Source organism: Candidatus Palauibacter sp. (genome assembly GCF_965222475.1).
In the GTDB taxonomy this organism is placed as follows: Bacteria; Gemmatimonadota; Gemmatimonadetes; order Palauibacterales; family Palauibacteraceae; genus Palauibacter.
On the sequence record NZ_CBDCUB010000001.1, the window covers coordinates 219,018 to 232,071 of the forward strand.

Here is a 13,054-nt window from a genome sequence, read left to right on the forward strand (position 1 = left end):
TGCGTTCCGGATCGCTCATGCAACCTGGCCTCATCAAGGATGACGGGCGCCCCGTCCCCGACGTCACATCGAACGGGCGCCCGCCACAGGCCGTGGCAGCCGATCCGCGGGGCGCCGGACCTCCTGCTTGCGTACGTTGGCACGGAGTACGAGGAAACTCGGGAGTCCGCACGGCGAGACCCGAATCGCGTCCAGGTGCTTTACCGTGGGACGACGAGCTTCGAGAATGGGGAGTGGAAGGGCCGCCGCTTGGCCGCAAACGAATCGCATCCGCAGGGAGGGAGACGCCATGTCCGCAGGTCGTTGTTCCATGCTCGCCGCCACCCGCGTCGTGGCTCTGGTCCTCACGCTGGCGGCCGCGCCGCTCGGCGCGCAGACGACCATCGGCCTCAGGGGCGGAATCGGCGCCGCAACCCTGTCCGGCGATGAATCGGTAGCCCGAAGGGCATCCGCGTTCAAGGAAACCAGGTACGGGGTCGTGTCGGGGATCGACGCGGGGATCCCGCTGAGCGGCGGCCTGGGCGTACGCATCGGCTTGGGGCTGGCCCAGAAGGGCGGCGGCGCGGACGTGCCGCCGTCGATCACCGTGGGCAGGACGCTCGCCGAGGCAATGGCCGAGCTGGACTACCTGCAATTCTCCACGCTTATTCGGCTGAGCGCCGACGCCCAGGAGGGGAGTCTCAACTTCGGCCTCCTCGCCGGGCCCTACCTGGCCCTCAACCTCTCGTGCAACGTGGCTGTGACGACACACGAGGCTCAGAACACCCGCCCTCCCGTCCCTCCGGGGATTCCCAACCGCGTTCCTTCGGGGCGGACCGGGATGGCGGAGGACACGGGAGTGGCATGCGGGGAGGACGGGGTCAGCGAGGTCACGTCAAGCGACTTCGGACTCGCCTTTGGCGCGGGGTTCGAGCTGAAGCTGTCGGATTCGCTCGGCTTGGGGCTCGACCTGATCTACGCCATGGGTCTCTCCGAAATCGACGATGACGGGAACAAGACCCGGCAAGTGGTCTTCCAGAGCGGGCTCGTGCTCGCGATCGGGTAAGGCTGCTTCGTCGGTCGCGACCCCGCCGTGCGGCCGACCTCTGTCGTGAGAAGCCGCCCAACGCACCGCCGACGCGTCGCGCCCCGCATCAGTGGTATTGCCGCCTTGACGAGGGATCATGGCAGGGGGGCAGGGGCCGCCCGGTTGCGTTCGTACGGGCGGTGGAGGATGCTTGGCGCAAGCACGAACACGCGCCGAACCCGTGAGCCGGGTCACGTTCGTTCTTAAGGGTGGGAAGGTCAGGACCCAGGGCCCTGGAGGAACGAATGTACGGTTGTCGTCCGTAAGGACTACACCGCTCCGGGCCCGGAAGCAGGCTGTCATGTTCCCCACGGGTGAGGGCGTCGGCTTCCCAAATGGACAGCCGGGTTCTTTATTGTGCGTCGACGATGCGGGGCGCAGGAACCGGCACGTGACCTTTCATGGCGATCGAAGTTCTCCACCGGAGCGGCGTCAGCGCACGCTGGCCGCGTCGGTTGAGCCTTGCGTACGTCCTGATGAGGGGTCTGGCCGGCGCGAGCCGGATCGCCGCCTCGCGGAGGGCGCAGGCGATGGGGTTCGTCATGCGCATCACCCTCGCGGTCCAGCGGCCCTGAGCCAGGAGGACAGCCGTCTTCGGGCGCCGCTCGCGTTCGTACGACCGCAGCGTGTCCTCCACGTTCGGGCCCTCGTCGAGAGCCTGGCCGAGGGCGACGGCATCGACAATCGCCTGCGCCGCGCCCTGGCCCGTGTGCGGCAGCAACGGGTGCGCGGCGTCCCCGAGCAGCGTCACGACGCCTTCACTCCAGCGCGGCAGCGGGTCGCGGTCGGCCAGTTCGTCGCAGCGCAACTCTTCGGTCCTGGACGTGACGGCCCGGAAGGTCGCGTCCATGCGCGGCGAATAGTGGGCCACGATGGCCTCGGGATCGCGCGTATCGGATGGAACGAGCTCGCGGGCGAATGACGGAAACCAGTAGACCCCGGTGTCGCTCGAGCGAATGAGCGCCGATTCGAGTCCCGGGCCCAGGTACATGACCCCGGAGAGGTCTCCCAGCTGCTCCGCGGCGCGGGACGCGCCCCGCACCCCGACGATGCCGCACGAGCGCGGCGGCGGCTCCGACGGATGGAGCGCGCGACGAATGACGGACCCCGGCGCGCTTCAGCACCGTGCCATCCATGCGGCGAAATTCGCCCTGCGTCGGGGCACGGCCGCGTGCCGGCACGATATCCGCCACGCCCAGCCGCCGGAGCCCTGCGATGGCGTTCGGCGCCACGAGGAGCCCGAAGCCAAGCTCCCGCGCCCACGATCAGGGCTGTGCGTTTCATCCTCAGCGTCGGTTGGACTCAGGGAGCGTCGGGCCGGATCGTGGTGGATACCTTCGGCCGCGCCTTCGGAGGACGGCCCCGGCGTACGGGCGCCTCGGCGAACTTCTCCGGCCAGCCGTCCTTCGAGAGGTCGGGCGCGGCGTCGGGATCGATTGGATCCGTCATACCGCTACAAAGCGCTCCACCGCGATCTCCCTGCCGCGGTCGCGGGCCTGCCACAGATCGTAGGCCATCTGCATCCCCAGCCAGGTCTCGGGCGTCGAGCCGAAGGCCTTCGACAGCCGCATCGCCATCTCGACCGAGATCCCCGTTCGCCCGTTCACGAGTTCGGAGAGCGCCTGCCGGGTCACGCCCAGACCCTGGGCGGCCCGGGTCACGGTCAAACCGAGGGGTTCGAGGCACTGCCGCTTCACGATGCCGCCCGGATGCGGCGGGTTGTGCATGGCCATGATCGGTATTCTCCTCAGTGACAATCCACGTAGTCTACATCGACCGCCGCGCCGTCCTCGAACCGGAAGGTCACGCGCCAGTTGCCGGATACCGAAACCGCGTAATGCCCCTTCAGCGGTCCCTTGAGCGCGTGCAACCGGAACCCCGGCAGATTCATGCCCTCCGGCCCCCGGCTGTGATCGAGCGCCGCAAGGATGTCCCGCAATTTGCCAACGTGCTCGGGCGCGACTCGCCGCACCGTTCTGCCCTCATAGAGCGCCTGCAGCCCTCGATGGCGGAACGATGCGATCATCATCACACTTTAGGGTGTCGCCTGTCAGGTGACAAGTTGCAATCCAACGCTGGAACTCCCACGACCCGCACACCTTCTGTCGCGAGATGCGACGGACGCTCGGCCTCGATGGTGGCTGGGCCGCGGGAGTAGGCACCTGGCAGGACGCCGTCAGAGAATTGCGCCGAGCGATCGAGCAACTCGGCGTGATGGCGGTGATCAACGGCGTGGTGGAGAACAACACGCATCGCCCGCTGAGCGTGGAGGAGTTTCGCGGATTCGCGCTCACCGACCCCTACGCGCCGCTGATCTTCGTGAACGGTGCGGATGCGAAGTCGGCGCAGATGTTCACGCTCGCTCACGAGCTGGCGCACATCTGGTTGGGGAAGGAGTGGCTGTCCGGCTTCGAAGCTCTGTTCCCCGGCGGTACGGACGTGGAGGACTGGTGCAACCGAGCGGCGGCGGAGCTGCTCGCACCGGAACGGGAGGTCAGGGCACGCTGGCAGGGAGTCAGGCGCCAGGCGCGTCCCTTCGAGACCCTCGCCCGGAGCTTCAAGGTGAGCCCCATAGTCGCCGCCCGGCGCGCCCTCGACCTGAATCTCGTCGACCGCCGCACCTTCTTCGACTTCTACGAGGAGTACGTGAATCGAGAACGCAGGAGTGGCACGAAGTCGACGGGCGGGAACTTCTACAACAACCAGAACACGCGCGTCGGCGAGCTGTTCGCGACCCAGGTGCTGCGTGCGGCGATGGAGGGCCGCATCGGATTCAAGCAGGCCTATGATCTTACAGGACTGCGTGGAGGAACCTTCCAGAGGTACGCGAGACGGCTGGGCGTGGATCTTCCATGATGGCGGGCCGGACCTACGTGGTGGATTCGGATGTCTTCATCACGGCGAAGAATCCGAGTCTTCAGCGTCGATAGGGTGCGCGACGGGAGCAGACGGGTGGCTCGTCGCCTACGCAAGGGTTTACGATGCCGGGTTCACGATGCCATCGTCGTGACGAACGAACAGAGTGCGCCGGAATCCCGGAGGGAGATCAAACTTCCCTTGAGCGCGTGCAACCGGGGCAACCGTTTTGGCCGGCTGGAATGGTCCACCGGGGGCAGTCTCCTGTTGGGCCGATTCCGGCTCCAGGGCCTCTTGCCTTCGATCGGAGTTGCGATCAATGAGACGAGGTCTGCTCTTCTCCTCGGCCGTGCTCACCCTCGTATCGGCCTGCTCGAACGACCGCTCCCACGCCGAGTCGATAGCGGATGCCGCGACCGCCACCGTCTTCGACAGCGCCGGCGTGCGGGTCATCGAGCTCGGCCCGTCGCCCCACGTGCTCGCGGAGCGACACAGGCTGGCTTGCGAGTCCGACCTCGTCATTCGGAGTCGCGAAGACGACGATGCGTACGTCCTCTCCGACCTCAGGGATGTGGAGGTGTTGTCGCACGGTCGTGTCGCCGTCGTGAACGGAAGCGGGAATGAGATCGTCGTATTCGACTCCGCGGGGCGACACGTCTCCACGTGGGGCGGGACAGGTAACGGCCCCGGGGAATTCGGGCGTCTCGAGTGGCTGGCCCCCAGACCACCGGATTCCCTCGCGGCGGCGGACATCGGCCTGCGGCGCGTCACCATTCTCGATGCGGACGGCCGGTTCGCCCGGGGCTTTGCGACCGCGAGCGCCGTTGACCCGGCGTCGAATCCCGTTCCGCCGAGACCCATGGGCATGCTCGAGGACGGCTCGGTGATCGCGGTGTTCTTCGCATCGCTCGCCCCGGTGGAGGGTACGGTGCGCCCGGCGGTCGAGATCGTGGCGATTCCTCCGGCCGGAGACACCGTACACCCCATAGGAACGTGGCCCGGGGAGGAGCTTGCCCTGTTCGAGCAGGACGGAAGCCTGCAGGTGACCCAGCCTCCGTTCGGGAGACGCCTCCACATCGCTTCCGCATACGATGGGGTCTGGATCGCGGATGACGCTCAGTGGGAGATGCGCAAGTACTCGGCTCGAGGCGATCTGCGGGCGGTCGTCAGATCCTCCGCCACGCCTTCACCGGTCTCCGACCCGCTCCTCGAGGAATTGCTCAGCGAGAGGTACCGGCATGCAAGCCAGGTTCCCGCCCTGGAAGACCTGAAGCGAGATCAACGACGGATCGCTCGCCACACGACCACGCCGAGCTTCGGCATGGTTGTCGCCGCGGCGGATGGCGGTGTGGCCATCGGCGAGTTCCGGGTGAACACGGAGTCCTCGCGAGCGTGGATCAAGGCGGACCCGAGCGGAACCGTCACCGCAGCCGATCTCCCGGCCGGCCTCGACGTCAAGCGATGGGGAGCGGACTGGGTCATTGGCGTTGAACGTGACGCGCTGGACCGTGAGGAGATCCATCGCTACACCTGTAGGTGAACGCCGTCCCCGAGGAATCCCGAGGGGCGGGTGGCGTTTCAGCCAGCCTCTCCCTCAATCCCTCGAGATTGATCGCGATACGCTCCGCCTGCTCCTCGGTCGCGATGGTAGCCGCCGTGACCGCGTGTTGATGGTAAAGCTCCCTCACCTTCTGACGACGTTCTTCTCCTGGCTTGTATGCCCACTCGGCATTCATCGATCTCATCTCTTCATGGAGCGCCGTCGTCATGTTTTCGAGCAAGCGGCACTGCTCCTCACTGAGATCGATGTCAACAAACAGGGCTTCGCGAACCTCTGCGCCGGGATAGTCCGCAAAGTACCCGGGTTGGCATGGCCCAAAGGCTGCTCCCAGCATCACCGACACCGTCATCGAAACCGTTGCGATCAGCACTGAATTCCTCCTTTTTGGTTTTCATCGTTAGGATGCCCTCGCACCGTCAATGGTTCGCTTGGCACGGAGAGACCGGAGAGACGGCAGAGCAACGGGACCCGAGGAGCTGGGAGTTGCGGCTGTGAGTCGGCGGCGGAATGAAGTCGGAGGAACAGCGTGGACTACCGTGAGTACAAGCGGCGGTAGCGCGGAAGGGTCCGACGATTTCCAGAGCCGTTCGCCGGACTACAGGGCGGAGAATCAGGAGCACCGATGTGGCCAGGCCAGACACAGACACGTTCGGAGGCTGCGGCATGACATCTACGGGCTCCAGGCTCCTCGCAGCTCTGCTCGTCTTTCCCCTGGTTTCGTGCGGATCGAGTGACGCCCCTGGGATTCGCCAGCCCAAAGGTGGGGCTTTGGCGCATCGTGAAGGAGGACGGCGGCTCCTGTTCCCCGAATCAGAGGAAGTGCGCGGCCCAACTCTGGGACCAGACGATCACCTCTACGTCCAGACGACGGTGCCATTCCCACGAATGATCAAATACGAATGAAGCTCCTGCCGTGACGAACCCTCGGCTGAAGGCCTATCGGCGTCGCATGCTGGCGATCTGTCTGATGCTGAGCATCCCGGCGATCGAGGCTTGCGGAGTTCTCTTCGATCCTTCCCATGGGTCGATCACGGGCACATGGGTGCGTCGTTTTCCGAATGAGGAGCCCGTCACGTGGTGGCCGTTTCCGCCGAGGTGGACGCTGCGAGTCACGGAGACTTCGGACGGGGCGGTGACCGGAACGATCATGAAGGAGACGTTCAGCGACCCCACTCCGCCGCCGGAGCTTCGCCGGCCCCCACAGGTGTGGACCGTGGAGGGATCCCGCCGCGGAGCGAAGGTAAGACTGGATTTCAAGGACAACGGCGCGGTGCGACAGTACTTCGAGGGGAAACAGGTGGACCAGAACCTCATCGAGGGCTCCGTCTCCCCTCGAGAGGGCTCCGAACATCGGGTCATGGTGGAGTTTGAGCGTCGCCACTGACAGCCTCCGGGGGGGGGGGCATGACAACCGGCCGTGACAGATGAACGTCGCGGATGACCACGGTGCGCTGGGCAGCGCTGACGATCGCACTCACCACGGTGGCGTGCAGCACCATCCAAGTCGCCGTGCGGCTCCGACGGGACGGTTGGGTCGTGGCCGAGGGCCGTGCGACCTGGGATCTCGAGGCGGATGTTGAGTGGTGGGCGGAGGTCATGCGCGCCCCGTATCCGGTCGGCGCGGTCGCCGAGTCCACCCCAACGAGTGCGTGGATCTCTGCTAGGGGCTAGTGTAGTGCCGCTAAAGTGGCGTTCGCACGGCTCACTTTCGCCAGGATGTCCTCCACGGCGGCGGTCCACTTGAACGGCGCCGGGTCCCGGTTCCGGTCGTCGATGTAGGCCGTGATCGTGTCGGTCAGCTGCTTCACGCCGGTCACGGCGAGCCGCTTGAGCCGGCGCTGCGCCAGCTCCGAGAAGAAGCGCTCGACGAGGTTGAGCCACGAGGACGACGTGGGGATGAAGTGGAACTTCACCCGGGGGTGCTTCTCCAGCCACGCCTCCACCTTCCCGTGCTTGTGCGTCGAGTAGTTGTCGAGGATGACGTGAAGGTCCAGCTCCGGATCGACCCGCTTCTCCACCTCGGCCATGAAGCGGAGGAACTCCCGGTGCCGGTGGCGGGGCACGCACTTGTGGATCACCTCCCCGGTCGCCACGTCCAGCGCCGCGAACAGGGCCCTCGTCCCGTGGCGCTTGTAGTCGTGCGTCATCGTGCCGCACCGGCCCTTCTTCCACGGAAGCCCCGGCTGCGTGCGGTCCAGCGCCTGGATTTGGCTCTTCTCGTCGAAGGCGAACACGACCGCCCGCTCCGGCGGGTCCACGTACAGCCCCACCACGTCGCGGAGCTTCTCCACGAACTCCGGGTCGGTCGAGAGCTTGAAGGTGCGCGTGAGGTGGGGCTTCAGCCCGTGCGCGCGCCACACCCGCCCCACCTGGCTGTGGTGCACCCCGGCCGCCTCCGCCATCAGGCGCGTGCTCCAGTGCGTCCCCCGCGGCGGCTTCTCCTCCAGCGTCCGGCGCACGACCTCCGCCTCCACCTCCGGCGTGATGCTCGTTCGCGGACGGCCCCGGCGGGGCCGGTCCTCCAGTCCGGCGAGACCCTCGGCCTCATACCGGTCCAGCCACCGCTGCACGGTCGGCAGCGAGAGGCCGAACTTCCGGGCCATGGCCCGGCCCGACAGGCCGCTGGCCGAACCGAGGACGATCCTGGCGCGCTCGGCGCGCCGCTGCGGGGTCTTCCGGGCTCGAACCCGCCGTTCGAGCTCCTCGCGGTCCCCGGGCCGCAACCGGATCCTTCGTATCTTGGGCATGCGCCGAAGATAGCACGTGTTTCCCCCATTGACCATCTCATCTCTGCGACACTACACTAGGTTCGCCCATTGACATGCGGTACCATTTTTCGGTACCATGCGTTGTGAGGCGCAAGCAAATCAGCCAACGGGAAGGGTCCCGCGTTGGCGTGAGGCTGTTTGGTGAGCGGCGGGTGTTCCACCGTCGGCATCCTTCGCCCGATACGGACAAGGGTGCCCTGGCGAGTATTCGAAATTGGCTGAGGGAGAACGGAGTGGAGCCGTGAGAAACACGATGGAGATCGACGGCTACCGGGCCATCGTCCAGTTCGACCCCGACATCGAGATGTTCCGGGGCGAGTTCGTCGGCCTGAACGGCGGCGCGGACTTCTACGCCCGCGATGTCGCCGGTCTCAAGAGGGAGGCGCGGCATCGCTCAGGGTGTTTCTCGAGATGTGCGAGGAGGACGGCGTCGAGCCCGGACGCCGGTACTCGGGGAGGTTCAACGTGCGCATCCCGTCCGAGCTGCACGCGAACGTCGTCGCCGCCGCCGCCGCCGAAGGGAAGAGTCTGAATCAATGGATCACCGACACGCTCGGAGACCGCGTCGCACCCGGGATGGCTTGACGGCGAACAAGCGCATCGACTTCGACATCAGTTCCAACGCGTCGTCTCGCTCGTCTTCTCCCTAACGACGGGTCCTCTCCAGATGTCGTCTCCGTACGGAATCCGCCCGCCTTCCTCGGCCGCGCGAGCTGCGTCCGCGCGGGCGAAGCCGCCGTGCCGACGCTGTTTCGGCGCTTATGCTGGTACCCTCCGGGAAGCCGCGCGCCAGCAAACCGCCCAGCTACAAGCCGAGCTCGAGACCCTCGACGCTTCGATTCGGACCCGGGCCTCCACTGCCGGCATCGACGCGGCGCACCTCGACGCCGACGCCGCTACCTCCGCGCTTGAAGCGGTTGGAATGGTACCCCTCGTACAGGGGAGTTCTTCTCTCGGAAGTCATGTTTTCGGGCATTACCATGTATGTTTTTGTGTTTCCGCGCGCTCTTCTGTAGCTCTTCACCGAGCTCGCGAGCCTGCTTTGCTCGTTCGATCTTCTCGTACCAATCCGGGTCGTACGACGGGCGGCGCGCGCCAACGTCGGGCGGTGGCCCCAAAACCGAACCAGTCTCTCCTTGCATCGTAACCTCCCTTTCCCGAGCAGCCCCGAACCCGCTCGAATCCGTTAGCGGTTCCGCCGGTCGGGTTCCTGCTGGATCAAGGCCGCCATGCGGCGAGGGTCGCCGGGTTCACTACTGCTTCGCGCGTCTTCGGCTGGCCTTCAGGAAATCATCGATGAGCGCCATCAACTCGTGGATGGTCGCCGATCCGCCGGCGATCAGCCCGGCCGTCAAGATGATGTCCGTGAACTGGAACACCGCTTGCTGGAACGCCGCCGCCGCGTCGCCGAACTCGAAGATCGGGCCAAGGAGCCGGACGCCGGACAGCGATACCAGGATTCCCAGCGTCAAACCGACGAGAAGCGCCCGCTTCTGGGTGCCCGCCCTGTATTCCCGCAACTCGCTCTCGGCCGCCGCGCTGCCACTCTCTTCCGCCGCCCGCGCCTTGTCCTCGAGGCGAGTCTTCCCGCCCTGGCGCCACGCCTTGATGAGAACCTCGAGCGAGCGTTCGACGAACAGGGCGACGACGTAGAGGATGCCCAGCTGGACGAGGGCGGTCAGAAACGGCCCTTCTTCTGTCCCTACGTCGACCGGCGTCAGGGAATCACCCTGGACAACGACGACGACAGCCAGCGCCACGACCAGCAGGGCCACCCAGATCCGTCCGATGTTGCGTTCCACGCGCGTGCCTCCCGATGTCCCGGCGGTCGCTCCGACCGCCACGCCGGATCATAAGGTCCGCTCGGCGGCGCACCAACCATAGCGGCCCGGGTCAGCAGTTCCTCGGGCCCTACGGGGAGGTCTCTTGGGGAATCCACGCACCGAGGCTTCCGCGGATTCGCCGAGACGAGCAGGCCGGGCAGTCGCAGTTCCGTCCGCGACTCGGACCAACGTGGACCAAGCCATGAATGACGCCGTTCTCCCAATCGAAGTGTCGCACAAGCCTTGGGTTGTTTTCGTTTCCCGACTCGTCGAGGTACAGCAGGTACATGGTGAAAACTCCGTGGTTGCGTAACCCGGCGACAGGTATTACAAGTGAATTATGCGACCGGCGCGGTTGCCTTTAGCGACCCGACTGAACGGTTGCCTTCTTGGGGCGGCGGCTCTCTCATCGATGAGGGGTCGCCGCCCTTCTTGCGTCCCGGCCATGGGCACCCCCACGGCGTCGTCCGTACAAGGGCTCTCCCAAGAGGTTCGACAGGCCACCGAGAGGTTCCGCTCAGGTCCGGAAGAATAACCATGTCCAACGTAACTCGGGAGGTCAACAGCGACGATCACCGATCGATCCGTGTCCAGCGCCCTTCCGGATTGCCGGCCCCACGGTCGGCTTCGCTCGGTATCACCGAACGCGTTCCTCTGGAACCGCTGGACGGCTCGGCAAGCTTCCATTGAGACGTTGCATGTGGCCGGCAGCGGTTCAAGATTCTTCATCCCTTTCACGCCCACCCGGACACCAGCCCGGCCTATGAACGCAGTCAGGCGAAGACCGCTTGAAGTCGCGTCGCGTCGCGTCGTACAGGACGCCAAGCTGGCCATACGGGACGTCTACGACGCGATCGTCGAACTGGTCACCAACTCCGACGACCGGTACCAGATTCTTGGCGCAAAGGGGTGCGTCGAGATCGAGCTCGGTAGACGCGGCAAGGGGCAGCCCTCGATTCTGCGGGTGCGCGACTTCGCCGACGGGATGACCACCGAACAGATGAACCGGAAGCTCGGCAGAATCGGTGGGCGGGTGAGCGGGATGGAGGTGGGCAAACCCGTCCGCGGTACGAATTCACGCGGGGCCAAGGACATCGCGGCGCTCGGGACGGTGACCTTCGAGTCGATCGCGGGCGATGGCCGGATGCACACCTGCCGCATCTTTTCGAATCTGGAGTACGAGGCGGAAGACTCCCGCGAGGTCCTGCCCGAGGTGCGCAAGCGGTTGGGCATCGGCCAGGGCACCGGCACCGTGGTCACCATCGAGATCGAACGGAACCACCGGATTCCGAAGATCGACACGCTGGTGCCGAACGTGGCGCGGCTGGTGCGTCTCCGTGACATCGTGTGGCAGGAACAAACGACTCTTGTGGTGCGGGGGCTCAAGGCGGACGGGGACCGCGCGGTCGGCCTCCCCAGGCCCGCGGGCAGGAAGCGTGTCTCGAAGACGTTCGCCGTACCCGGATATCCCGGGGCAAAGGCGAAGCTCCTCGTCTTCAGAGCGCGAAAGCGGTTCCGTTCGGAGCGGAACCGGTTCCGGCACGGCGGCATTCTGGTCAAGTCGCGGCATGCGATCCACGAGGCGACGCTCTTCGACCGCGGGCTGGAATGGGACTCGCACGCGCAGTGGTTCTTCGGCCGCTTGACCTGCGAAGCGATCGACGACCTCTGGAACGAATACGACGAGCGCCAGGCGCGCGGCGACCCGCATCCGCCGGAGAACCCGGTCCCGATTCTCGATCCGTCGCGCAAGACCGGGCTTACCCCGGATCATCCGTTCGTGGAGGCGCTCTACGCCAGGGCGCTTGCCATGCTCAGGCCCCTGGTCGAGGAGGAACGGACACGGGAGGAGCGAGAGAGAGCGCGCAGCGTCGAGAGCCGGAAGACGCGCAAGCGGCTCGACGCGCTCGAGAAAGCCGCAAACCAGTTCATGGAGGACTTCTCGGACGAAGAGATGTCCCGCGACCCGAAGAGTAGAGAGAAGGGTAGCCAGTTCCAGATTCGCGGCTATTCGCTGACTCCGCAGTACGCGCAGGTCGTGCGAGGGCATTCCTTCAAGTGCTGGCTGACGGTGAGGTCGGAGGCGTTCCCCGAGATCGGCGAAGGCCAGCCGGTGCGGGTGCGGTGCCTGACGGACGAGATCCGGGCGGACGCGGCCGGAGTGCCTCTGGCGAGGCTCGAGGCGCAGGAGGGCGTGTTGCGGGCGACCTGGTCGGTCAGGGCGCTGGAGGAGACGGTCGCGACCGGGCTCGAGGCGAGCGTCGGCCCCATCAAGGCGGAGTCGACGGTTGCGGTGCTCGCTTCGGAGGCGGACAGGTATTCGCAGGTCGCCGGACTACAGTTCGAACGGAAGAGCTATCGCATCCGCGGCGGCTCGCGCAGGAGCATCCGGCTACTCGCCCCCGCCGGGCTCGCGCGGGCGGCGGGCCATGAGTTCGATCTTGAGCTGTCATCGGACGACTTCCGCATCTCGGGGCCGAGAAGGCTGGTCCTGAGCGCCAGTCTCGGGATCGCCCTGTGCAAGCTCAAGGTGGCGTTACTGGATGACGAGGCCGCGCCAACCCAGGTGATTGCCCGCCTGGGAGAACACGAGGCCGAGACGGAACTCCGCGCCGCGCCCGCCGCGGGCTCGGGCATCGTGATCAAGCTGGAGGATGTCGATCATGGCGCGCTGCGCTACCGGTGGAACAGGAACGTGCTGGAAATCGGAGCACGCCACCCCTCGCTGAAGCGCTACCTCGGTCCGAAGTCGGAGCAGTATCCGGAGCAGGACGCCCTTCACTTCCGGGTGCTGCTGGCGGAGGTGGTGGCCGAGGCGCTGTGCGCGCGCCGGCTGCAGGGGAACATTGACGCGAACCCGAGGGACTTCGAGGGAATCTCGTGGGATGAGTACTATCGCCACTACGCGAGGATGATGTCGGAGTTCCTCCCCAGGGCGCACGGTTTGATGGCTCCCGGCGCCGGTTCCTGACGCGGTCCC

Annotated in this window: 13 protein-coding genes and 2 pseudogenes; 8 read left to right on the forward strand and 7 right to left on the reverse strand. The window is 66.2% G+C overall.

Annotated elements, in window-relative coordinates; all coding sequences use genetic code 11:
* The first annotated feature begins 289 nt into the window (after positions 1-289).
* Complete coding sequence (locus ACOQPP_RS00935; RefSeq protein ID WP_420635664.1) at positions 290-1,045, forward strand: porin family protein; 756 nt, start codon at positions 290-292, stop codon at positions 1,043-1,045.
* Positions 1,046-1,418: 373 nt separating this feature from the next.
* Here the strand turns inward: ACOQPP_RS00935 and ACOQPP_RS00940 are convergent, their stop codons facing one another.
* From ACOQPP_RS00940 to ACOQPP_RS00955, 4 genes are all read right to left on the reverse strand, one after another.
* Entirely contained in the window at positions 1,419-2,108 is a 690-nt protein-coding gene (locus ACOQPP_RS00940) for an FAD-dependent monooxygenase (protein ID WP_420635665.1), read from the reverse strand.
* A gap of 260 nt (positions 2,109-2,368) precedes the next feature.
* Positions 2,369-2,515 carry a hypothetical protein gene (locus ACOQPP_RS00945; protein ID WP_419164360.1) on the reverse strand — a complete coding sequence of 49 codons (147 nt, stop codon included), beginning with the start codon at positions 2,513-2,515 and terminating at the stop codon, positions 2,369-2,371.
* Positions 2,512-2,799: a HigA family addiction module antitoxin gene (locus tag ACOQPP_RS00950; protein WP_420635666.1), complete on the reverse strand. Its 288-nt coding sequence runs from the start codon at positions 2,797-2,799 to the stop codon at positions 2,512-2,514. The genes ACOQPP_RS00945 and ACOQPP_RS00950 overlap by 4 nt, the downstream gene beginning before the upstream one ends.
* A gap of 14 nt (positions 2,800-2,813) precedes the next feature.
* Positions 2,814-3,095, reverse strand: coding sequence for a type II toxin-antitoxin system RelE/ParE family toxin (locus tag ACOQPP_RS00955; protein WP_420635667.1), 282 nt, complete (start codon positions 3,093-3,095; stop codon positions 2,814-2,816).
* An 83-nt stretch (positions 3,096-3,178) separates the two neighbouring features.
* On the opposite strand from ACOQPP_RS00955, the gene ACOQPP_RS00960 reads away from it, so the two are divergent.
* Together ACOQPP_RS00960 and ACOQPP_RS00965 are read left to right on the forward strand one after the other, a co-directional pair.
* Positions 3,179-3,922 carry an ImmA/IrrE family metallo-endopeptidase gene (locus tag ACOQPP_RS00960; protein ID WP_420635668.1) on the forward strand — a complete coding sequence of 248 codons (744 nt, stop codon included), beginning with the start codon at positions 3,179-3,181 and terminating at the stop codon, positions 3,920-3,922.
* Positions 3,923-4,241: 319 nt separating this feature from the next.
* On the forward strand, positions 4,242-5,462 hold the full coding sequence (locus tag ACOQPP_RS00965; protein ID WP_420635669.1) for a hypothetical protein: 1,221 nt from the start codon (positions 4,242-4,244) through the stop codon (positions 5,460-5,462).
* Here ACOQPP_RS00965 and ACOQPP_RS00970 read toward each other — a convergent pair.
* Positions 5,401-5,853, reverse strand: a complete 453-nt coding sequence (locus ACOQPP_RS00970) for a hypothetical protein (RefSeq protein WP_420635670.1) — start codon at positions 5,851-5,853, stop codon at positions 5,401-5,403. The genes ACOQPP_RS00965 and ACOQPP_RS00970 overlap by 62 nt on opposite strands.
* Positions 5,854-6,396: 543 nt before the next feature.
* Here ACOQPP_RS00970 and ACOQPP_RS00975 point away from each other — a divergent pair.
* Positions 6,397-6,867 carry a hypothetical protein gene (locus ACOQPP_RS00975; RefSeq protein ID WP_419164363.1) on the forward strand — a complete coding sequence of 157 codons (471 nt, stop codon included), beginning with the start codon at positions 6,397-6,399 and terminating at the stop codon, positions 6,865-6,867.
* A gap of 62 nt (positions 6,868-6,929) precedes the next feature.
* Entirely contained in the window at positions 6,930-7,154 is a 225-nt protein-coding gene (locus ACOQPP_RS00980) for a hypothetical protein (protein WP_419164364.1), read from the forward strand.
* Here the strand turns inward: ACOQPP_RS00980 and ACOQPP_RS00985 are convergent.
* On the reverse strand, positions 7,151-8,230 hold the full coding sequence (locus ACOQPP_RS00985) for an IS630 family transposase (protein ID WP_420635671.1): 1,080 nt from the start codon (positions 8,228-8,230) through the stop codon (positions 7,151-7,153). The genes ACOQPP_RS00980 and ACOQPP_RS00985 overlap by 4 nt on opposite strands.
* 116 nt (positions 8,231-8,346) lie before the next feature.
* Between ACOQPP_RS00985 and ACOQPP_RS00990 the strand changes: the two are divergent.
* Both ACOQPP_RS00990 and ACOQPP_RS00995 read left to right on the forward strand, forming a co-directional pair.
* A pseudogene (locus ACOQPP_RS00990) lies at positions 8,347-8,496 on the forward strand (type II toxin-antitoxin system HicA family toxin); the annotation flags it as partial.
* Positions 8,493-8,836, forward strand: a pseudogene (locus ACOQPP_RS00995) (type II toxin-antitoxin system HicB family antitoxin). The pseudogenes ACOQPP_RS00990 and ACOQPP_RS00995, both read left to right, overlap by 4 nt.
* A 668-nt stretch (positions 8,837-9,504) precedes the next feature.
* Here ACOQPP_RS00995 and ACOQPP_RS01000 read toward each other — a convergent pair.
* Positions 9,505-10,053, reverse strand: coding sequence for a hypothetical protein (locus tag ACOQPP_RS01000; protein WP_420635672.1), 549 nt, complete (start codon positions 10,051-10,053; stop codon positions 9,505-9,507).
* Positions 10,054-10,837: 784 nt separating this feature from the next.
* Here ACOQPP_RS01000 and ACOQPP_RS01005 point away from each other — a divergent pair.
* Complete coding sequence (locus ACOQPP_RS01005) at positions 10,838-13,045, forward strand: hypothetical protein (RefSeq protein ID WP_420635673.1); 2,208 nt, start codon at positions 10,838-10,840, stop codon at positions 13,043-13,045.
* Positions 13,046-13,054 lie beyond the last annotated feature (9 nt).

Excerpts from the sequence above, each read along its gene's own strand:
- ACOQPP_RS00945 (WP_419164360.1), bottom strand. The coding sequence starts at position 2,515 with ATGACGGATCCAATCGATCCCGACGCCGCGCCCGACCTCTCGAAGGAC.
- ACOQPP_RS00950 (WP_420635666.1), bottom strand. The coding sequence starts at position 2,799 with ATGGCCATGCACAACCCGCCGCATCCGGGCGGCATCGTGAAGCGGCAG.
- ACOQPP_RS00965 (WP_420635669.1), top strand. The coding sequence starts at position 4,242 with ATGAGACGAGGTCTGCTCTTCTCCTCGGCCGTGCTCACCCTCGTATCG.
- ACOQPP_RS00960 (WP_420635668.1), top strand. The coding sequence starts at position 3,179 with ATGCGACGGACGCTCGGCCTCGATGGTGGCTGGGCCGCGGGAGTAGGC.
- ACOQPP_RS00985 (WP_420635671.1), bottom strand. The coding sequence starts at position 8,230 with ATGCCCAAGATACGAAGGATCCGGTTGCGGCCCGGGGACCGCGAGGAG.
- ACOQPP_RS00935 (WP_420635664.1), top strand. The coding sequence starts at position 290 with ATGTCCGCAGGTCGTTGTTCCATGCTCGCCGCCACCCGCGTCGTGGCT.
- ACOQPP_RS01005 (WP_420635673.1), top strand. The coding sequence starts at position 10,838 with ATGAACGCAGTCAGGCGAAGACCGCTTGAAGTCGCGTCGCGTCGCGTC.
- ACOQPP_RS00955 (WP_420635667.1), bottom strand. The coding sequence starts at position 3,095 with ATGATGATCGCATCGTTCCGCCATCGAGGGCTGCAGGCGCTCTATGAG.